A 21,213-nucleotide genomic window follows, 5' to 3' on the forward strand; every position below is an offset into this window, starting at 1 on the left:
TAGAACCAAAATAATTAATCAAACAGTCGTATTTGCTTTATCCGAAATTAAGCACGCTACAAATTCAATATTGACAATATTTTCTGAGTAATTCATGGGTGCCCACAATTTGAATCTACAATTAAATATTTACGCTATTTGTGGATTTGATAAACCCAGGGGATACATGAACACAATGCTGCTTTCACAAATCATGAAGTACGTGCCGTGGAATTCTCTTGGACGCATCTTCAGTCATTATGGTGAAGATGCCAGTATTACGCGCTGGCCATATGCCCTCTCCTACCAGTACGTGGCTTTTGTGCCAAAAATCCGACAGGCACAAAACTTGACGTGAAAGACAGTGTACTGAACTCGATTATTATCAATCTGTGTTCGAAACTATTCGGCTGTATCCCATTTCAGCGATGAAAAATCTTTTCGGTATCAATATTTTTACGTTGTTTTGGCGAGCCTGTTCACTTTACATGCTGGCGGCATTTCTGATTACTGCAAATTCTTATGCCGACAATCAAGAACCCGCTATTGTTGTTATTGCGTTCCCTTCGACCAGTGAGAACTCAATCTCCCGAAGCTCGTTACGCGCTATTTTTGGTATGCGTCTAAGCAAATGGCCAGCGGATACCCCGGTCAAGGTTTTCGTGATGAAGGATGATGTACCTGAGCATGGCGCATTCAGCAAAAATATTCTGCAAGTATTCCCCCATCAATTACGATTAGCGTGGGATCGACAGGTATTTTCCGGACAGGGTCAATATCCAGAGCAAGTCGTCTCTCCGCAAGAAATGCTATCTAAAATAGCATCAACTCCGGGAGCGATTGGCTATATCAAAACAAGCGAGGTCACTAATAATGTGCGTATCCTTCAAATTCGCTAAAACTGTAGCTAGAAGATTTGTCCCGTGTGTTTTATTGCTTTGGACTACGTCTACGCATGCCGTAAGCCTAATGGGTAACGAGTTACAGCTGCATGGATTTCTTACGCAAGGCATGGTGATCACCAGCGACAATAATTTTCTCGGTCAGAGTAATAAAAAAGCGAGCACAGATTTTAGAGAAATAGGAGTGAATGCTTCCCTGCGGCCGACTTCAGACTTGCAGCTGTCCGCCGGGTTGCTTTCACATAAGGCCGGGGCGACCGATAACGGCGAAGTGCGACTGGATTATGGGCTAATCGACTGGACTATATCGTCGAGCGAGCAAGGCCGTGGCGGGATTCGCTTGGGGCGGGTGAAGAATGCCTATGGACTGTATAACAAGACACGCGATGTCGCTTTCACTCGTCCCAGTGTTCTCCTACCGCAATCCATATATTTCGAGCGCACGCGCAACGTTACCGTTGCATCTGACGGAGCAGAACTTTATCTCGAACGCTATGGTGAAGTCGGCAACCTTTTCGTGACCTTCGCCCTCGGGCAACCGCAGATTGGTAGTGAAGCGAGCAAGGTGGCCTTGGTTGGCTTGACCCCCAACGGAAGCTTCGAATCGAAATTGGTACCGATTTTACAAGTAATATACGAGATGGACGGTGGCAAGTATCGTCTCGGGTTTACCACCTCGCAACTTGATGCGCGCTACAATCCTGGCGTGAGGGATGTACTTCAGGCGGGGCGGATAAAGTTTACGCCGACGGTTTTTTCTGCCCAATACAACGCCGAATTCTGGAGCCTGACCAGTGAATATGCGCTACGACCAGTTTCAAACCGGAACTTTGGTCCAAATTCTCCAGATTCCACCATGCATGGCCAAAGCTATTATATTCAAGGTAGCTATCGGTTGGCTCCGAAGTGGGAAGCGCTGCTACGTTACGATGTGTTGTACGCTGATAGCGAGGATCGTGATGGCAAAGCATATGCTGCGGCCACGCGCCGGCCAGACTTTACGCGCTTTGCGAAAGACTGGACCACAGGAATACGCTTCGATTTGACCCCCGAGTTTATGCTGCGTGCAGAATATCATCGCATTGATGGCACAGGCTACTTGCCGGCTCAGGATAACCCTGACCCTCGGACTCTGGAGCGCCGCTGGGATATGTTCATGCTACTGGGGTCTTTTCGGTTTTAGTGACTCTCATGTCGGATAGTCGATCCTCTGATTCACACCATAGTACATTCAGATTCTTGAGCCTGAAGTGGAAAGTGCTCCTAACGTTAGGTGTGGTGATGATTTCGGTTAACGGCACACTTTCCTGGCTGCATTTTCATGACTTGAAGACTCGCTTCGAGGAGCAACATACCGCTTCACGCGAGCGCCTGATTTCTGAAGCTATCGCTGTGCACACTGATTCTGCTCTGCGCTTACAAACGATGGCCAGCATGCTCGCAACGGTTGGCGCGGGAGGTGTATTTCAGTTGGAGCCGGTATCTAAGCGGCTTCATGAGCACCTCGATAACTATTGGCCTGTCTTACAACTCGATCTAGACATCAATTCCATGAAGGTGTATTCCAAGACGGGTGCTTCTCTGGCCGCTTGGCATGCAGATGCACTCTCCGATATAGAGCAGAATGACCGTGTACATGCCGTAATTTCGCAAGAGCGCGCCATGCATTGGACACACTGTCGGCAGACATGCACACAGTTTGCTGCAGCTCCAATCCTGTCAGCGGGCCAAGTGGCTGGAGTAGTTGTTTTGGGTAGCTCTCTGACAGAAGTGATTGTTTCCTTCAACCGTTTATCCGGAGCCGATCTTGGCGTGCTGGCCCCTGGCGGCTTTATTATGGATAAAAACTCGCTGGCTAACTTGGGTTTACAGGTAGTCGCACTGAGCGGCTCCGAACGCAATCTTCCTCTACTCCATCAACTAAAGGTTTTGCCCCCGAAGCAAAGCAAAACAAATTGGCAATTAGTATCTTACCAGGACAAGCAATTCGAATTGTCGTTTGTGACTATGGATGATGGCAGTGGCGCATATTCCGGCGCCATGCTAGTGGTGATCGATGATTTGACTCAGTCCTTGGCCGAAATTCGCAAATCAGTGGCGAGCCGTTTACAAGCCGAGCTAGCGACATCATTACTCTCTTTACTATTACTAGCTTTTCTTGTGAATGCGCCCTTGCAGCGCATGACGCGAGCAGTACGGGCAATTCCTTTGCTGGGTCGAAGTGCTTTTGCCGAGGCACGTGCAAAAATTGCTCCACGGGGCCGACGTTTTGTGGATGACGAAATTGACAGTCTGGATGAGGCTGCGGTTGCCTTGTCCTTTCGGTTGGAAACGCTAGAGCAAGAAGTGGCAGCGCATGCTGAAGAGTTACAGGACATGCTACATCGTATTTCAATTGAGCGGGATTTTAATAAGAGCCTGCTCGATACTGCACAGGTCATCATTCTGACACAGTCAGCCAGTGGATCGATTCACAGTTTAAATCGTTATGGAGAGTTTTTAACAGGTTGCAGTGAAGGAGAATTATTGGGCAAATCTTTTATTCAGGCAACTATTCGTCCTGAAACGACTGAAACAGAAACGCAACAGGCATTGCAAGAACTCGCTACGGGAGAACATCGGCACATTCAGCGTGAATCGACTTTAATCAGCAAGCCGGGCGAACAATACCAAATCACCTGGAATCACTCGCGTCTTTCCGGCCAGCCCGGCGAGACGGCAATGATCCTGTCAGTCGGAATTGATCACACCGAACGCAAGCGTGCCGAACAAGACTTACTCAATTTAAATGCAAGTCTGGAAGTTCGGGTTGAGGAACGCACTTTCGAACTCGAACAAGCCAAGCAACAAGCAGAGACAGCCAACCAGGCCAAGAGCGAATTTCTTTCCAACATGAGCCATGAAATTCGCACTCCAATGAACAGCATCATTGGCATGACACAACTGGTGCGACGTACCGAACTTAATTCCAAGCAGCTTGATTATATTTCAAAGATTGATCATTCAGCGCAGCATCTCTTGAGCCTGATCAATGAAATGCTCGACTTTTCCAAAATAGAAGCGGGCAAAATCGAGCTGGATATACTGGATTTTGAACTGAATACAATATTGGAAAACATCTCCAGCCAACTTGGCGAGAACGCTACAAGCAAATGCCTGAAGCTTGTGTTTGACGTTGGCCCTGATTTGTCCCATCCGCTCCGTGGAGACTCATTGCGGTTGTATCAGGTATTGCTTAATTACACCAGCAATGCCATCAAATTTACTGATAAGGGTGAAATAATCGTCCGTGCCCGCATTATCGAAAATCAAGCTCTTGGAACAGACAGCCTGATACGCTTCGAAGTGCAAGATAGCGGTATCGGTATAAGCGCAGAACAAATCGCTCAACTTTTCCAGCCATTTCATCAAGCCGACGCTTCAACCACCCGTAAATATGGCGGCACCGGACTAGGGCTGGCCATCAGCCGACAACTGGCCGAGATGATGGGCGGCGAAGTTGGAGTAGAGAGTCAGCCCGGCAAGGGTAGCACTTTCTGGTTTACTGCCCGACTGGGCAGAGGCGTCAAGCCTGTTACGGCTACTCAAACCATGCCATCGGTTGATCTGAGTATAATCCAAGGTTCATGCATCCTGCTGGTTGAAGACAACCTCTTTAACCAGCAAGTGGCCAAAGAATTGTTGGAAGACGCTGGCGCAACCGTTGTCATCGCCAACAACGGAAAAGAAGCCCTCGAGCTGCTAATTAAAAAACATTTTGACTGCGTCCTGATGGATATGCAGATGCCCGTGATGGATGGCCTTGAGGCTACCCGTCAAATTCGGGCCAATCCTGAGCTCGTGGCCACACGAATAATTGCCATGACCGCCAATGCGGGACGTGAAAATTGGACACGTTGTTTCGACGCCGGCATGGATGATTTCATCACTAAACCGATCGAGTTCCAATTACTTCTTACGACACTTGCTAAATGGCTTGTGCAGCGATCCGACCGAGCTGTACCCGTACCCGCGACGGCCTCATTCCTAGAGTCTGCACCGATGAAAACGACCGCCGCTGGAAGTGCAAGCGACCCAAGCATCATCGATCTATCAATACTGACCAAAATATTAGGAAATCACCCGGATAAAATCCGTAAATATGTCATGATGTTTTTAGATTTGACTCAAGAAGCAATAGTTGAGATCGAAACTGCGCTGGCACATGAAGACATGGCGACACTGAGCGCCCTGGGGCATCGCACCAAATCATCGGCTAGAACTGTAGGTGCAATGGGTTTTGGCGAATTATGTCAAGCGTTAGAGCAGCTCAAGAGTGGCGAAGATACTGAAAAAGCGCGGGACATTGTCGTGCAAATGCGGGCATTACTGGCGCAGATTTCGGAAAGTATCAATAAGTGGTTGGTATGAAATACTATTTAGTAATATTGGTTCGATATAATTCCGCACTTGCCAAAGTAATGGTGCCGGTTTTAATAATCATGCGACTCAGGCTTACCGCAATATTCAGTATTTCGATCAGTCGAGAGGTGAATCCCTTTGCAAGTTAGCATTTGATCTGTATTACAAAATAGTTTCTGATCCATTTTATTTAATTATTTACGATTTTTGGTTTTGCTTTAAAACCAAGTTCAACGCCACTTCTCAGATAATTGTCCTAATGATCGGGCACACCCCATTCGACAGTTTTTATTGTAGCGAGGAAATTCAGACAGATGGTATTGTTGAAAAGCATTAAAAGCAAAATTTTTGTTTTTGCCATCATAGCCACGCTTACCCCGGCGCTGGGCTTGGGGCTGCTGTCATTCCGTCAGAACGAAGCGCAGATCAACGAAAATGTAACCCGTCAACTCCGCGCCCTGGCAAGTCAGGCCAGTCGTGAATTGGAACTGTGGATTAACAAACACATCCGCACAGTTCGCGCATTATCCACATCCAATGCTATTATCGACGGACTGTCTGTGACCGCTCACCCGCTTGCAGGCAAGTCCCATAATACTCCGCAGGCCTTAACGCATTATCTACGTTCAGTGCAATCCAAACTCGACACAATATTAGAGTTAACCGTGGTGAACGCTACCGGACAGATTTTGGCCAGCAGCGCTGCGGTACCCTCCGCTGTAACTTTGCCACAAAGTTGGCCAGAGAGTGCGCTCACCGAAGGCGTTGTGCTCGTACCACCCCATTGGGAAAAACAGCGCGCCACCGCGACGCTTAGCGTTGCGGTTCCTGTGTTGTCGTACGGCAATGCACTGATGGGAGCATTAGTGGCGGTGCTTGATCTTCGTACCGCGCAACCCTATCTAAAAAGCTCGACGAAGTCACCGCCGGGCGAGGTGTTATTGCTCGACCAAAACGGCCGGGAACTGCTTAATAGCCGTGCTACTAATACAACCAAGCTAATGTCACTGGATGCGGCGGTACTGCGGCAAATGCTATCGAAACCGGGCGAATCCATGATCTTTCAAGGGCTAATGCATCGTGAAGTCATCGGGCTAGCAGATATACCTGCTGCGCTACCGGTCACAATAGTGGCAGAACAAGATCGTGCTGATGTCTACGCCGCTTGGGTGAATTTGCGTAATCTGTACCTGGCATTGGTGTGCATAATAGTTTTAGTAGTGACAGCGGTGGCTTTTCGGATGGGGCGTTCAATCGTCACACCGCTACAGCATTTAATCAATGCAGCCAATAGCATCGCTAGCGGAGATCTTGATGTGCGGCTGCCTGTGACACGAAATGATGAATTCGGCCACCTCACCCGCATCTTTAACCAGATGGCGGACAAGCTACGCCATAGTCATGCTGAAATAGTGGCCACCAATCAAGCTATGCAGAAACAAAATCAGCTACTTGAAACACTCTCAATTACCGATGGTCTGACCGGTCTCTATAATCGCAGTAAACTCGATGCAATCCTGATAGATGAAATGGCCCGATTCAAGCGTAACCTGCGGCCCTTTGCGGTGCTCATGATGGATATTGATTACTTTAAGACGCTCAATGACAGCCACGGTCATATTGCGGGTGATGAAGTAATTACAGCTGTGGCCAATATACTTAGCCGGTCGATTCGTAGCGTAGATTACGCTGCGCGCTATGGTGGCGATGAATTCATTATTATCATGGTTGAAACAACGGCAGATATGGCGCTCAAAACGGCAGAGCGCATCCGTTCTCAGGTTAATGATATGCGCTACAGTGCCAACGGCCAGATAGTCTCCGTGACAGTGAGTATCGGTGTCGTGCAGTGCACCCAGTCCGACGACGTTACACCGACAGCAGTGTTTTCCCGCGCCGACAGTGCTCTCTATGAAGCGAAACGCGCTGGTCGCAACCGGGCGCACTATGCAGCTTAGTGTAACGTGGCATTCTGTTTACAACTTAAGTGATTATTGGCTCTGATGACTGTTTCTTTTGAAAGATGTCGAAGCTATCACGCTCCAGATAAAGAGCGTGGTAGCTTTGTTGTAAATGCATTAACAACGACCTCGAGTGCTAAAACGCCGATGGATACGCCACAGCATAAACGTTGCTCGCTATAATAAATAGTATTAACCTACGCTAACATCCTATCTAGATAGCCACTTTACTATAAAACAAAATTATATTTAAAACGCGCTATCAACTAGTTAATAAACATATGGACAACACCAAACTTCCAACTTTTTTCATCTCGCATGGCGGTGGCCCTTGGCCATATATTGACGACATGAAAAAACAGTTTGCAAAAACTGCTCAGGAATTGAGTCAGCTTCCGGCAAGCCTCCCCTGCAAACCGAAAGCGATTTTGGTTATCACGGGTCATTGGGAGGAAAGCGAATTTACAGTATCAACCGCAGCCAATCCCCCCATGGAGTATGACTACTCTGGCTTTCCCGAATATACCTACCGGATCAAGTACCCGGCACCAGGATTACCTGCGCTAGCAAACCACATTCGCGAGTTGCTCGGTCAAGCGGGAATCAGCAGCAAGGAAGATCCACATCGAGGATTCGATCATGGAACCTTTGTTCCCTTATTCCTCATGTATCCAGAGGCAAATATTCCAGTAGTAATGCTTTCATTGAAATCAAATTACGATCCCTTAGAGCATATTCGGGCTGGTGAAGCTTTAAAGCTCCTACGAAATGAAGGCATTCTAATAATCGGAAGTGGGCTTACTTACCACAATATGCGAGGATTCGGACAAACCGATGCGACACCTGTGTCCGAACAATTCGAGCAATATCTAAATGAAGCAATTTCCGACCCAAACCCAGTTAACCGCGCTGAGAAATTAATTAATTGGGAAACAGCACCGGTAGCTCGACTGGCTCATCCACGGGAAGACCATCTCATTCCGTTAATGGTAGTAGCAGGCGCAGCGGGCGATGATGTCGGAAGCCGTATTTTTGTAGATAAAGTATTTAATGTCGCTATGGCTTCATATCGGTTTGGTGACTGATGTGATTACGAGAAGGCCAGACCATAACGCGTTTGCACGCAATCACATCTAGTCCCACTTATAAGCAACCACTCAAATTCCCCACAGCTAAATTGAAAATTTAGAGTCCACCGCGCCTATTTCCCCTGCATAGCCAGTGTCCCGCTACGTCCATCCACTGTCCCTATTACCAACTCATTTCGTGGCAAAGTACCTTTAAGATTTTCCAAATACTGACGCAATGAAACAAGCTTGTAGTTCTGATCTTTCCAACCTATGATGAGCTGTTCGAATACTGGCATCCACTTGCCGCCTTCCAATTCGGCATGCAGTGTAAATACATGACCCATAGCAGGAGGATTTGCAGTCAGCCCCAATAAGTGCTGCGCCACATTTTCCACCGTGATTCCCTCTCGATTGATGATTTCATCCAACGTAGGCAAGGTGGTAGGCAATTGTGGACAGTCAACAATCTCTGCATTCCAAGTGGGAATAAAGGGATGTGTACCACGTGTATCGGAACTGTAATCAAACCCTAGTAGTTGCATCAGGCGTAGGGCATGCCGATTCATCTGCCAACCGGCAGCAGCATGTGCCTTAGGCGCGATGCCAAAAATTTCGATAAATCTATCCACGGCACGCTGCATTTCGCGCCTTGTCCACTCGGCATCTTTACCCGCGACATAATCCTGCCAGCGGATATGATCATAACAATGAATACCAACTTCGAAGCCTGCATCGCGTACCGAGCGTAATATCTGCGCACAGTTGCGTCCAATATCCGGCCCGGGCAATAAAGTGCCATACAGTAGCGTCTTGAGGCCATAGTGCTCCAGTACTGAGGTGCGCGATACCTTGCCTAAAAACCCGGGACGGAATACACGCCGGATAGCGCGCCCTGTGTGGTCAGGGCCGAGAGTAAAGAAAAATGTGGCTTGCACATCGTGTCGCTTCAACGTTTCTACCAAACGCGGAACCCCCTCGCACGTGCCGCGATAGGTATCTACGTCAATTTTAAGCGCTAACTGGGGCATGAAAATTGTATTCCCGAATTCTTTAATAATTATAGACACACATTAAATTCAAATTTTTCTGTCCCGTACTGCGTAACAAATTCTGTGGTGCTCATCTCTACGCCATCCAGCTCAAAACGTACTACGCGCAGTTCGCCTTGCCCGCAAATAGCGTATGCCTTGTCTTCTTGGATGTAGAAAGCTGGTGCCTCACCCGTTGTAGCGCAAGTTGTGACCAACGTTTGCAGGATGCGCATGGATTTGCCCAACAGTTGGGTGATCGCACCCGGATAGGGCGGTGCCACAGCACGCACCAGGTTGTGAATACTGCGCGCGTCTTGTGACCAGTCAATAATGCCATCCTCCGGTTTGCGCCCACCGAAATATGTACCTTGACTTAAATCCTGCGTTACTGGTTTTGCGGTACCTGCAATTAGGGCAGGCAAGCATGCATGCAACGCGATTTCAGCCGCCACAGTGACTTTTTGAAATACGTCGAATGCGGTGTCATCAGGCAAAATGGGTACGGCCTGCTGCGCTAACACGGCGCCGTTATCCGGTTTTTCAGTCATGTAATGCAATGTCGCGCCAGTTTCGGTTTCGCCTTTAATAATGGCCCAATTTACCGGCACCCGGCCTCGATATTTCGGTAGCAGCGACCCATGCATGTTGAGCGCGCCCTGTTTAGGAATATCCAGCAATTCGCGCTTAAACATTTCGCGATAATAGAATGAAAAAAGAAAGTCTGGTTGCAGCGCTCGAATCTGCTCAAGCACTTCCACCGTATTCGGATTGTCCGGTGTGATGACGGGAATGCCATGAAGCGCAGCCAACTCGGCCACGCTAGCAAACCAGATATTTTCTTTCGGATTGTCCCGATGAGTAACCACTAGCGCCACCTCTATGCCATGCGTCAGCAATACAGACAGGCAACGAACCCCCACGTTATGGTAAGCAAAAACTACCACGCGCGTCATTCAGTTTTGTCCAATACAGCTTGAATCAGATAGCGCGGACGATGACGCACTTGCAGATAAATACGGCCGATGTATTCCCCCAGCAGACCGATGCCGAACAGGGTGAGACCAATCAGGAAAAAAGCGATGGCGAACAGGGTAAACAGCCCTTCCGCTTCGGGGCCGACAAACAAGCGACGCACCAGCAGAAAGACCACGAAGAATGCAGACATCAGTGAAATTATAATCCCTGCCATGGAGAACCATTGCAGGGGCACAACAGAAAATCCGGTCATCAGGTCAAAATTAAGACGAATCAGACTGTACAACGAATATTTTGATTCACCCAGCGCACGTTCCTCATGTTCTACCATCACCTCGGCGGGATTACGCGCAAAAGTATAGGCCAGAGCCGGAACAAAAGTATTAACCTCTTTACAACTATTGATCGCATCAATCAGGGGACGGTCGTACGCGCGCAACATGCAGCCCTGATCAGTCATTTTAATATTCGTAATACGTTCGCGCAGCCGGTTCATGGTACGTGAGCCCATATGCCGCCACCAACTATCGTTACGCTGCTTACGGATTGAACCGATGTAATCGTATCCTTCATCCATCTTGGCGAGCAGCTTGGCTATCTCTTCCGGCGGATTTTGCAGATCGGCATCCAGCGTCACCACGCGCGCGCCGCGCGCATGCTCAAAGCCCGCAGTGATCGCCATATGCTGACCGAAATTACCATTAAACAGAATCACCCGCGTTACATCGGGACGGCGCTGGAATTGCTCGCGCAAAATAGCTGCCGAACGATCACGGCTACCATCATTGATAAACACGATTTCGTAGTTGACACCGAGATTATCCAATGTCGGATATAAACGATCAAACAAAGTCTGCAGACCTTCTTCTTCGTTATAAACAGGAATGACGACAGAAAGTTGGGGTGTGCTCATGGCGCAGCATTTTACCGCAGAGGGTGAGGTTAGCGAAATTTAGGAATAGATATAAGCAAAATAAAGTATGGTCAGCATAACGTGCGCTATGCGCATACTAATTTTTCAATACGTCACCCATCGCAACGCACGTGCGCTCGACATCGCTTTCACTCATCGCCGCAAACATTGGCAAGGAAACGATCTGACGCCCAACACGCTCTGCGATTGGGAACATACCCTCCTTAAAACCCAGTGCTCGATACAGCTTGAATAGGTGAATAGGCGCATAGTGATAACCAATACCGATATTCTTGTCTTTCATGCGCGCCATAAAATCAGCACGGGGGATGCGCTCCGGTAGCACTACCTGAAACAAATGCCAGTTGGTGTCTTCAAAATCAGCCGGAGGTAATTGCGCGCCAGTTTGCGCTTCGAAATTTTTACCGAGTGTCGCGAAATAATGCCGCGCCAATTTACGTCGTTGCGCGGTGATAACATTTAATTGCGCGAACTGTCCCAAGCCGATGGCGGCAGCGATGTCGGTCATGTTGAATTTTCCACCCAATACGTCCACTTCGATGCCGTCATAGCCGCTCCGTGTGACGCCTTGCAGCCGATACTTTTCGGCGAGCGCGGCTTCCTCTGCGTTGTTCAGCACCAGACAGCCGCCTTCCGAAGTGGTGATATTCTTGTTGGCCTGGAAACTGAACGAAACGAAATCGCCGAACGAGCCGATGGGCTTGCCTTGCCATGTCGCACCGATGGCTTGCGCGGCATCTTCGACCACACGCAATTTGTATCTGGCAGCTATCTTATAGAGACGATCCATATCCACCGGCTTGCCCGCCAGATAGACCGGGATAATTGCCTTGGTGCGTGGCGTGATCGCCGCCTCAACCTTGTCCAGATCAATGTTACGTGTGACCGGGTCAACGTCAGCGAACACCGGGGTTGCGCCGACTTCGAGTATGACATTGGCGGTAGCCACCCAGGAAATGGGCGTGGTGATGACTTCATCACCATATCCTATACCTGCAATACGCAGGGCGATTTCCATGGTGCAGGTGCCGGAGTTAAAGGTGCGCACCGGACGCCCATCGAAATACTCAGAGAGTTGCCTCTCGAATTCCTGCACCTTGGGGCCACTGGTAATCCAGCCGGAACGCAGGGTTTCCGCTACAGCAGCAATAGTAGCCTCATCAATTGATGGGCGAGAAAATGGAAGAAATTTGTTCATGCTCGAGAAATAATGATGACACCCAAAATAATAACGCTAATGCCGGCCACTTTAGCCGGATTGATTGATTCGTTAAAAAACCACCACGCTGCCACCAAATTTACTACGTACCCCATGGATAGCAGCGGATAAGCAATGCTGACCTGCACGCGTGATAGCGCCAATATCCAAAGCACCACACTAAACCCATAACAGGCTATTGCCCCGATGATGTGAGGCTCTGTGGCAAAACGCACACCGATTGGCAAGACATTACTGCGACTAAATTCGAAATAGCCAATGCTGTTGGTACCGGCCTTGATCAAGAGCTGCGCAGCAACATTGAGCATCACGCCAGCAAAAATTAAACCAAAGCTGATCAAGTTCATGGTTTGATCACGACAATATATTGTGTATCCTCGAAAATAATCTTCATTGCCAAGCCTTGCTGTTTAAATTGCGGGTATAACTGAACCGGCATAATCGCCAACGCTGCTGGTTGCTTATCCCATATTTTCGCGAAGCTGGCGGTGTCTGGTATCCAACGCTGCGGCTCCTGCATAATACCGAATGCCATTTCATTCTGATAGTCAACTAAGGTGAAGGTGCGCTTCAGATAAAACGGCAGTGTCTGCTCGTAGGTGCCTACCGAATACAATGGGATATCGGGCTTGACATAGGGACGGATTGACTCGGCAATGTGGTATGCAGAACGCCATATGGCCACAGTATTATGCCCGGATAAAACAATTTGTGCCCCAATCAAAGTGCTTAATGCCACCACCAGTACCGCCAGAGATTTTTTTCTGCGTGCCAACAACACCATGCCGGAAATCAACCCAAACAAATAAACCAGTGCTGCCACCACGGCCCAAATTGCATAATTGCTATACATTTCTATTTTTAGCGGAGTTTCTGCCAGCTGCGCTGTAAACGGTGCGAACCCCAACGTCACCACCGGCACCAGCAAGACTGGAGCGAGTTGCCACAACAATACTCGTTCCCGTATCTCGGCCAGCCGTTTACCCATTAACAATGCCAGAGCCGGAAACATCGGCAGCAAATAGGACGGTAGTTTTGATCCGGATACCGAAAAAAAGACATAAATGAATACCACCCATATCATTAGAAAGCGTTCCGAGTTAAATGCCGTGCCGATATACGTGGTATTTTTCCAAGTACGTAGCAAGGTATCAAACATTAAAATAGTCCATGGCAACATACCTGCCAGCAGGATGGGAATAAAATAGTACCAAGGTTGATAACGCCCCAAATCCTTAGTAGAAAATCGCGTGTAGTGCTCGTAGATGAAAAAACGCTCGAAGAATTCTGGATTTGCTTTCATCACCAGAATGAACCATGGCGCAGTGACAAGCAAAAACAGTAATAGCCCGGTCACCAGATTAAGACGTTTCCATGGTGTCAGATCGCGCTGCAACACAGAATAAATCACCAACGCGGCAGCCGGTAGCACTAGCCCTATCAGCCCCTTACTCAATACTGCCAACCCCAATGCCATCCATGCGCAATAGAGCCAATTACGCCGGGTACGCGTATCTGCTTCGGCCTGCTGACCAAGTAACAGGCCGACAATACCAAGGGTTAGGAAAAACGTGACACCCATATCAAGCGTATTGATATGCCCGATCACCGCATACAATAAACTGCTGCCAAGAATCAGGGCTGCATACTGTCCTGCTTCGCGCCCGAATAAACGTACACCGGCAAACCACACCAATAACAAACCAGCAAAACCGGTCAATGCAGGCCACAAACGTGACGTCCAATGATGCTCACCAAACAAGGTATATGCAGTCGCAGTCGCCCAATATTGTAGCGGAGGTTTCTCGAAATATTTCAGGTTGTTCAAGCGCGGCGTTACCCAGTCACCGCTCACTACCATCTCGCGCGGAATTTCGGCGTAACGTCCTTCGTCTGGCTTTATCAACTTACGATATTCCAAAGTACCAAACCAAATCACGATGACCATTAGCAATAGCCACCACCAGCGTTTGATCTCCATCTTTGCCATTAATACACCCGCTTTCGGAGCAATAGTAGTGAGATATTGGTCGAAGAAAAAATGCCGACGACTTTTAACAATTGATCAATTTTCATTACCGCTCCAAGTATGTCGCTGGTCAATATCAAACTCCATTCACCAGATTTATGGGAAAACGCCCATGTCTTAATATCAGTTGATTGATTTTTTATTCGCAAGTAAAACTAATGAATCGGAGGTCTAATCTCTTATGAACTATACCTGGGTGTCAATTTTATGTTCCATATAGCGGGGAGATGGAGCGGGCTAACTGGCTTCTGATACAAAATAAATCTTACCTAATTGATACATGTACCCATAATTAAATGTTGAGTTATATCCGCAACTTTTCTTAAGTTTTGCTTACAATACCATGACGACTAATTAAATCGTAAAGTGTTGGACGACTGATACCAAGCAATTCGGCCGCTTTGGCAATATTACCATCTACTCTCGCCAACGCTTTGACCACAGCATTGTACTCAGCGTCATCACGTACTTGGCGCAAATTAATAGACTCTATCATTTTAGGTGAAGTTAACAGACCAATATCCTCAGTGCTTATTTGAGAACCTTCAGCCATGATAACGGCACGCTTAATACAGTTTTCCATTTCACGCACATTACCTGGCCAAGGATATCCTTCTATCATGGCCAGAGCTTCCTGACTGAAGTTTAGTGAAGAACGCCCCTCCTTGACACTGAATTTGTTTTTAAAGTGATGCGCCAATAATGCGGCATCGCCCACACGCTCCCGAAGTGGGGGAATGATGACTGCAATTTCACTTAAACGGTAATAAAGATCTTCACGGAAGCGCCCCGCAACACTCAATTCCTTAAGATTACGATGGGTTGCGCAGATGATCCGAACATCAACAGGAATTTCCTGACGCCCTCCTATTCTTTCGATTACTCTTTCTTGTAAGAATCGGAGAAGTTTCGCTTGTAGAAGCATGGGCATATCCCCTACTTCATCAAGGAAAAAAGTGCCTCCATCGGCCAGTTCAATTTTGCCTAACGTCTGTTTGGCGGCTCCAGTAAACGCTCCTTTCTCGTACCCAAACAACTCGCTCTCCAGAAGGTTTTCCGGGATTGCAGCGCAGTTGATTGCCATGAAGCGCTTCTCCTGCCGTGGGCTCATCTGGTGCAGCGCTCTCGCCAACAGTTCTTTGCCCGTTCCGCTATCACCCAGCAACATTACCGAGGCGGAAGATGGTGCTACTTTCTCGATGCTACGGCACACCCTTAACATGCCGGGATCACGGCTGATAATACTGGACAAGGGAGAGTCTGCCTGAATCTGCAAAATTCGGCGATTCTCCTGTTGCAGAGCGTAGAGGTAAAAAGCACGTTCAATCACTAACCCAAGTATCTCTGGATCAAACGGTTTTTGATGAAAATCATAAGCACCCATACCAATCGCTTTCACGGCATTGGCATGATCCTGATTCCCTGAAAGCACAATCAATTTAGTGTCAGGGGCAAGCGCAAGAATTTGTTGCAATGTTGCCAATCCTTCCGACGCACCATCGGGATCGGGAGGCAGTCCAAGGTCCATGGTGATAACTGCAGGTTCATGCCGTCTAACTTGCGCCAGCGCGCTTTCACGGTCTCCCGCCAACAGTACTTCATAAGCATCAAAATTCCAGCGCAATTGTTTTTGCAGGCCAAGATCATCTTCAATAACCAGTAGCTTTTTTTTATCTTGATTCATGACATTCTTCCTGCCGTTACGCGGCGTCCTTGACATAATCAACATGCCGATGAAATGGCAAAATCACTCGGAAAGTTGTACCGATAGCTTGACGACTGGAGACTTCAATTTGACCACCCAGTTCGTGGATATATTCACGACTCTCAAACATACCAATTCCCATCCCTGCCGATTTTGTAGACTCAAAGGGCTTGAATAGCCGCTCACGAATGAATTCCTCGCTCATGCCTTGACCAGTATCTTTGATTTCAATGACTACAAAAGCTTCCTGCTTCGAAATACGGATTGTTACTTTGCCATCCTTGGGTGTGGCTTCAACAGCATTCTGAATAATATGGCCAATCACTCTCTCAAGACGATCCCAATTAGCTGCCACCATCAGGTCATGGTCTAGTATCTCAAGCTCAGGTTTAGGCTCAAAGACAGATTTTAACGCCAATGCCTGCCGTAATAATTTGTCAATGAAAAGTGGTGCAGAATGCTCAATGGAAGAACCTCTGCTCAGTTTATGTAGAAGCAGCTTCATTTTCTGAACAGAATAATCTAGCGTATCAAGCATATCTTTCTGAAATTCAGGATTATTCTTATGCTTTTCGGCATTGGAAAGTAATAGTGATAACTGGGAAACCAAATTTTTCAGATCATGCACTATAAAAGTAGACATGCGATTGAACGATTCAAATTGACGTGCAATTATTAGAGCGTTAGTCGATTCCTGTTGGGCAAGATAACTCGCAGCTTGGCTACCCGCAATTTTGAGCAGATCAATCACTTCCCAATTTAACTTAATTCTACTTCTGGGCTGCGTTAATATCATAAAACCAAACAACTTCCCCAGCAGAATTAGGGGAACTATCAGCCAACCTTTAGGAAAAACTCGTAACCATTGAGGAATAAAGATTGCACCGTATTTATCAGGATTTGCGTCATATTCCTGCAGATCTATCACCCACTGCTTGTTTTCCAGAAACTGACAAAGAGAACCGCTTGCAGATTCGGATTCATTGGGCAAACTTATATTCCAATGAGCCACAGGCTCGCAATTGCCTGATTCTCGGCTAATGAACAATGCACCCCCTGGACTTTCCACGAGTGCGGCTATCGCTTGGATGGTACGTTCGCCCAGCCCATGGCCGTGCTCGGAAAGCGTACGTGTAAAGCCTAACCATTCCTCACGATAATCGTAATTATAATTATAAAAATGCTTACTGATGAACACCTTAAGCCATGAGCGAAAAACTCCCGAGAATAGTATACCAACGAGCAAAGCCACAGCGCCGAACGAAAAAGTCACTTGCATGACAGCTCCCCAGCTCCCCCCGAAAAAACGCAGGTAATAGCCCGCGGCTGACATAGCCAATAAATACAGAGCAGTGCCTAGCAGTGTTGCAGAATGAAATAAAATACGACGCGATACTGAGATACCCAATGACCACCGAGGGTTACGTGCTGCCGACACGGCAACTAGAGGAACAATCAGGGCATTGACTGCTCCTCTGGCAGTCCAAATTTCCATATTAACTTGCCTGAACAACATAGCATCGCTATATAAATAAAAATCATAGGCAAACATACCTCCGATTCCAAAACAGGCAAACTTTATTCCCCACCGTCCTTTAGCGGGAGTATTTCGATAAAGCTGTTCTACCAAGAGCATGCCCATAACCGCAATTACCACACGGCCAACGATGTCCGTCATAAAACCTGTCTCTCCTTGAGGAGGTTCAAGTTTCCAGTAGGTATAAATGTTCACAAGTAAGAGTAAACAATAAAACGCTACGATACCAACCACATAGGGTTTTAATTTAAACTTAAAAGGAGGCAAGGAATTTGTTTGTTGGAAAGGCCCCAGTAACATTAACAGAAAGATAGACCACCCTGCATTTCGTAGAGTTTCCAGAATATCCGTTAGTAGCGGCAAGGAAATTCCTCTGACTGCCTGGTAAGCAATCGATGCTGCCCAAAACGTGGTCAGCACACTAGCAACGGTTAGCGCTGTCCCGAAAATACGTGCACGCCAACTGGTCAACAATAGAAGGGTTAGCATAAAAAAAGCTATAGCGGCTATGCCATAGCTATATGCAGCGATGCTTGTCAACATTAAGGTTGTTCCATTGGGTTATCTACTACCCTTACCCAATATAACGACCTGGAAAGTATCGATCAGTATGAGTACATCCAGGAATAAGCTATTGTTTTTCACATAGTACAAATCATATTGGAGTTTCTGGATAGAGTCCTCAACTGAGGCTCCATATTGGTAACGTACTTGAGCTAAGCCGGTTATTCCCGGTTTAATACTATGCCTCACATTATAATAAGGGACTTCTTCGCAAAGCTGCTTTACAAAAAAAGGTCTTTCCGGGCGTGGCCCAACGAAACTCATTTCTCCTTTAAAAACGTTTAGAATTTGCGGGAGCTCGTCGATTCTCAGTTTGCGAATGATCCGTCCTACTTTCGTCGTACGTGTGTCATTTGCAGCCGCCCATTGAGGCTTCATCCCTTTCTCAGCATCATTTCGCATACTACGAAATTTCAACACCATAAAAGTATGGCCATCCATACCGACTCGTTCTTGCTGATATAAGATAGGGGTTCGATCTTCAAAATAGATGCATAGCGCCGTAATCAATATTACCGGGAACGAAACAATCAAAATAATAGCGCTGGCGAATAAATCGAAAATTCTTTTAATAAAAGATCGCAGGAAACTCTGATCAAACCCACCACCGAAAACCAACCAACTTGGTTGAAGAGAATCCACCCTGATCTGGCATGCTTCACGCTCAAAAAAAGACGCTGCATCCGTCACTTTAATTCCATTTAATTTACATACCAATAACTCCTGAATGGGGAAACTTTCACCGCGCCGATTATTTACCGCGACAATAACCTCATTCGCGTTATATTTATTTGTCAAACTTATTAATGAATTCCCAGCCGGTAAAATAGTAGACGGTAGCATACAGCTTGCTTCGCCTGGCAACTGAACAAAGCCAACGATATTATATTTATGGTAGCTAATATTATGCATGGCCAAATCACTGCATTCCTTTGCCAGCGTACCGCATCCTATAAAAATAATTCGTGACTCCAAATACTTTAATTTGAACAATTGATAAAAAACAGTCCTCACCAATAAAATCAAAACAACAGCGATAACGATTACGATACCTAAAATACCGCGACCAATATAAATATCTGGCACTATATAAAATGCCAAAGTTATGATGCCAAACCCTAAGGCAAAAGAAGGCATAAGCCGGAGAAAGGTATTTCTCATATCCTCTCTATAATTGTGCTTATACATACCAAAAGCACTCATACTGAAAACCATCACTAATGCAAATGCACATGCCGTCAGGAAAAAATTCTCCATCTTGACGAAATATGGAAAATCGCTATCAAAGAACCGAATAGTCGCCCCAAGATAGACTGAGGCCATGAAAACAAGAGTTTCAACAAAAAGCAGAACGGACACTATTTTGGAGACATAGTGATTGGAAATTCTAAACAACATTAATTTACTCCAAAAGTTTGCTGATATTTTAAGTCATGCTCACATCATATCGACTTTTATAACAAGAACATTAGGGATGTTAATAAACCGATAATTATGAGAATAAGATTGAAGCTTTCCAGCATATCTGCTAGATTTAAAAAGTTATGATAATAGCAAAGTGAGTTTAATATGGACATTGTTGCCGTAGTTGGGCTTGGCTATGTGGGTTTACCTCTGGCTGTAGAGTTTGGAAAAAAACAGCGAACTATCGGGTTCGATCTCTCCGCTACCAAAATCGAGAGTTACAAACGACATATTGATCCAACCGGAGAGTTGTCAACCGAAAACCTGCAGGCAGCGACACATCTTACCGTCAGTTCCGACCCAACCGAGCTATCCCTTGCCGACTATATTGTAATCGCAGTTCCAACGCCCGTAGATAGTGCCCATCAACCCGATTTTTCCCCTCTTGTTGGCGCCAGCGAAACAGTTGGAAAGAATATGAAGTGCGGCGCAATCATTATCTATGAATCCACAGTTTATCCTGGAGCCACTGAGGAAATATGTATTCCAGTTCTGGAAAAAAACTCTGGTTTAGTATGGAAAAAAGATTTCCATATTGGGTATTCTCCAGAAAGAATCAATCCCGGCGATAAAGAGCGCACTCTCACTTCCATTGTAAAAATTGTATCCGGAGATGATATAAACACTTTGGAAAAAGTAGCAAAGCTTTACGAAACTATCATCAGTGCTGGTGTACACAGGGCATCCAGCATCAAGGTCGCAGAAGCAGCAAAAGTGATCGAAAATACCCAACGTGATCTGAATATTGCATTAATCAACGAATTGGCCATCATTTTTGATAAGCTTGAAATTGACACACTGCAGGTATTACAAGCCGCCGGCACTAAATGGAATTTTCTTCCATTCCGTCCTGGGCTGGTCGGTGGACACTGCATTGGCGTAGACCCTTACTATCTTACCCACAAAGCAGATATGATTGGTTATCATCCCCAAGTGATACTGGCCGGACGCCGCATAAATGATGGAATGGCCAAATTTATTGCGGAAAAAACCGTGAAAGAAATGATCCGGGCCGGTCTCAATGTAAAAGGCTCAAAAGTAAACATACTCGGATTGACATTCAAGGAAAATTGTCCTGACCTGAGGAATTCAAAAGTCGTGGACATCATTCACGAACTCCGTTCCTACGGTGTAGAGGTACATATCCATGATCCTGTAGCAACCGTCACAGACGCTCTCCACGAATACGGCTTGGAACTTAAAACTTGGGAAAACCTACCACGCGCAGATGCACTCATTGCTGCAGTTTCACACCGTGAATTTCTTGCCAGACCCCTCACCGACTTCCAAACAAAAATTGTTCCAAATGGCTGTTTTATAGATGTAAAATCTCATTTTGATCAGGACGCGTTACGTGCAACCGGCGTTAATGTCTGGAGACTTTAAAAAAGTATTTTACCTCTATGTGATTCATAGTAGTAATACTTCGATAAGTGCAAGAT

Annotated in this window: 16 protein-coding genes; 7 read left to right on the forward strand and 9 right to left on the reverse strand. The window is 46.7% G+C overall.

What is annotated here, in order from left to right; genetic code table 11:
• Positions 1–166: 166 nt before the first annotated feature.
• From W01_RS03920 to W01_RS03945, 6 genes are all read left to right on the forward strand, one after another.
• Positions 167–337, forward strand: coding sequence for a hypothetical protein (locus W01_RS03920; RefSeq protein WP_173052292.1), 171 nt, complete (start codon positions 167–169; stop codon positions 335–337).
• Positions 338–407: 70 nt separating this feature from the next.
• Entirely contained in the window at positions 408–878 is a 471-nt protein-coding gene (locus W01_RS14100; RefSeq protein WP_242007029.1) for a substrate-binding domain-containing protein, read from the forward strand.
• A 70-nt stretch (positions 879–948) separates the two neighbouring features.
• Complete coding sequence (locus W01_RS03930; protein ID WP_173052293.1) at positions 949–2,064, forward strand: hypothetical protein; 1,116 nt, start codon at positions 949–951, stop codon at positions 2,062–2,064.
• A gap of 74 nt (positions 2,065–2,138) precedes the next feature.
• Complete coding sequence (locus W01_RS13865; protein WP_198421343.1) at positions 2,139–5,291, forward strand: ATP-binding protein; 3,153 nt, start codon at positions 2,139–2,141, stop codon at positions 5,289–5,291.
• A 305-nt stretch (positions 5,292–5,596) separates the two neighbouring features.
• The gene (locus W01_RS03940; RefSeq protein ID WP_173052294.1) at positions 5,597–7,240 is read left to right on the forward strand and encodes a sensor domain-containing diguanylate cyclase; all 1,644 of its coding nucleotides are present in this window, start codon (positions 5,597–5,599) and stop codon (positions 7,238–7,240) included.
• 284 nt (positions 7,241–7,524) lie between these two features.
• On the forward strand, positions 7,525–8,328 hold the full coding sequence (locus W01_RS03945) for a DODA-type extradiol aromatic ring-opening family dioxygenase (protein WP_173052295.1): 804 nt from the start codon (positions 7,525–7,527) through the stop codon (positions 8,326–8,328).
• Positions 8,329–8,444: 116 nt separating this feature from the next.
• Here W01_RS03945 and W01_RS03950 read toward each other — a convergent pair whose 3' ends face one another.
• From W01_RS03950 to W01_RS03990, 9 genes are all read right to left on the reverse strand, one after another.
• Positions 8,445–9,341: a polysaccharide deacetylase family protein gene (locus W01_RS03950; RefSeq protein ID WP_173052296.1), complete on the reverse strand. Its 897-nt coding sequence runs from the start codon at positions 9,339–9,341 to the stop codon at positions 8,445–8,447.
• Between the two features lie 29 nt (positions 9,342–9,370).
• On the reverse strand, positions 9,371–10,297 hold the full coding sequence (locus W01_RS03955; protein WP_173052297.1) for a formyltransferase: 927 nt from the start codon (positions 10,295–10,297) through the stop codon (positions 9,371–9,373).
• Entirely contained in the window at positions 10,294–11,232 is a 939-nt protein-coding gene (locus W01_RS03960; protein ID WP_173052298.1) for a glycosyltransferase, read from the reverse strand. Before W01_RS03960 ends, W01_RS03955 begins: the two co-directional genes overlap by 4 nt.
• 97 nt (positions 11,233–11,329) lie before the next feature.
• Positions 11,330–12,451, reverse strand: coding sequence for a DegT/DnrJ/EryC1/StrS family aminotransferase (locus W01_RS03965; RefSeq protein WP_173052299.1), 1,122 nt, complete (start codon positions 12,449–12,451; stop codon positions 11,330–11,332).
• Positions 12,448–12,819: an SMR family transporter gene (locus W01_RS03970; protein WP_173052300.1), complete on the reverse strand. Its 372-nt coding sequence runs from the start codon at positions 12,817–12,819 to the stop codon at positions 12,448–12,450. Before W01_RS03970 ends, W01_RS03965 begins: the two co-directional genes overlap by 4 nt.
• Entirely contained in the window at positions 12,816–14,462 is a 1,647-nt protein-coding gene (locus tag W01_RS03975) for a glycosyltransferase family 39 protein (protein WP_173052301.1), read from the reverse strand. The genes W01_RS03970 and W01_RS03975 overlap by 4 nt, the downstream gene beginning before the upstream one ends.
• Before the next feature lie 361 nt (positions 14,463–14,823).
• A complete protein-coding gene (gene prsR / locus W01_RS03980; RefSeq protein WP_173052302.1) occupies positions 14,824–16,185 on the reverse strand; it encodes a PEP-CTERM-box response regulator transcription factor in 1,362 nt (453 codons plus the stop codon).
• Between the two features lie 16 nt (positions 16,186–16,201).
• Positions 16,202–18,286 (reverse strand): XrtA/PEP-CTERM system histidine kinase PrsK, encoded by a 2,085-nt coding sequence (prsK, locus tag W01_RS03985; RefSeq protein WP_173052303.1) that lies wholly within the window; start codon positions 18,284–18,286, stop codon positions 16,202–16,204.
• 18 nt (positions 18,287–18,304) lie between these two features.
• Entirely contained in the window at positions 18,305–19,705 is a 1,401-nt protein-coding gene (locus W01_RS03990; RefSeq protein ID WP_242007030.1) for a TIGR03013 family XrtA/PEP-CTERM system glycosyltransferase, read from the reverse strand.
• A 171-nt stretch (positions 19,706–19,876) separates the two neighbouring features.
• Between W01_RS03990 and W01_RS03995 the strand changes: the two genes are divergently transcribed.
• Complete coding sequence (locus W01_RS03995) at positions 19,877–21,157, forward strand: nucleotide sugar dehydrogenase (RefSeq protein WP_173052304.1); 1,281 nt, start codon at positions 19,877–19,879, stop codon at positions 21,155–21,157.
• Positions 21,158–21,213: the final 56 nt, after the last annotated feature.

Origin of the sequence: Candidatus Nitrotoga sp. AM1P, assembly GCF_013168275.1 — a bacterium.
GTDB lineage: Bacteria > Pseudomonadota > Gammaproteobacteria > Burkholderiales > Gallionellaceae > Nitrotoga.

Excerpts from the sequence above, each read along its gene's own strand:
- W01_RS03975 (WP_173052301.1), bottom strand. The coding sequence starts at position 14,462 with ATGGCAAAGATGGAGATCAAACGCTGGTGGTGGCTATTGCTAATGGTC.
- W01_RS03950 (WP_173052296.1), bottom strand. The coding sequence starts at position 9,341 with ATGCCCCAGTTAGCGCTTAAAATTGACGTAGATACCTATCGCGGCACG.
- W01_RS03940 (WP_173052294.1), top strand. The coding sequence starts at position 5,597 with ATGGTATTGTTGAAAAGCATTAAAAGCAAAATTTTTGTTTTTGCCATC.
- W01_RS03995 (WP_173052304.1), top strand. The coding sequence starts at position 19,877 with ATGGACATTGTTGCCGTAGTTGGGCTTGGCTATGTGGGTTTACCTCTG.
- W01_RS14100 (WP_242007029.1), top strand. The coding sequence starts at position 408 with ATGAAAAATCTTTTCGGTATCAATATTTTTACGTTGTTTTGGCGAGCC.
- W01_RS03965 (WP_173052299.1), bottom strand. The coding sequence starts at position 12,451 with ATGAACAAATTTCTTCCATTTTCTCGCCCATCAATTGATGAGGCTACT.
- W01_RS03945 (WP_173052295.1), top strand. The coding sequence starts at position 7,525 with ATGGACAACACCAAACTTCCAACTTTTTTCATCTCGCATGGCGGTGGC.
- prsR (WP_173052302.1), bottom strand. The coding sequence starts at position 16,185 with ATGAATCAAGATAAAAAAAAGCTACTGGTTATTGAAGATGATCTTGGC.
- W01_RS03970 (WP_173052300.1), bottom strand. The coding sequence starts at position 12,819 with ATGAACTTGATCAGCTTTGGTTTAATTTTTGCTGGCGTGATGCTCAAT.
- W01_RS03990 (WP_242007030.1), bottom strand. The coding sequence starts at position 19,705 with ATGTTGTTTAGAATTTCCAATCACTATGTCTCCAAAATAGTGTCCGTT.
- prsK (WP_173052303.1), bottom strand. The coding sequence starts at position 18,286 with ATGTTGACAAGCATCGCTGCATATAGCTATGGCATAGCCGCTATAGCT.
- W01_RS03960 (WP_173052298.1), bottom strand. The coding sequence starts at position 11,232 with ATGAGCACACCCCAACTTTCTGTCGTCATTCCTGTTTATAACGAAGAA.
- W01_RS03955 (WP_173052297.1), bottom strand. The coding sequence starts at position 10,297 with ATGACGCGCGTGGTAGTTTTTGCTTACCATAACGTGGGGGTTCGTTGC.
- W01_RS03930 (WP_173052293.1), top strand. The coding sequence starts at position 949 with ATGGGTAACGAGTTACAGCTGCATGGATTTCTTACGCAAGGCATGGTG.
- W01_RS03920 (WP_173052292.1), top strand. The coding sequence starts at position 167 with ATGAACACAATGCTGCTTTCACAAATCATGAAGTACGTGCCGTGGAAT.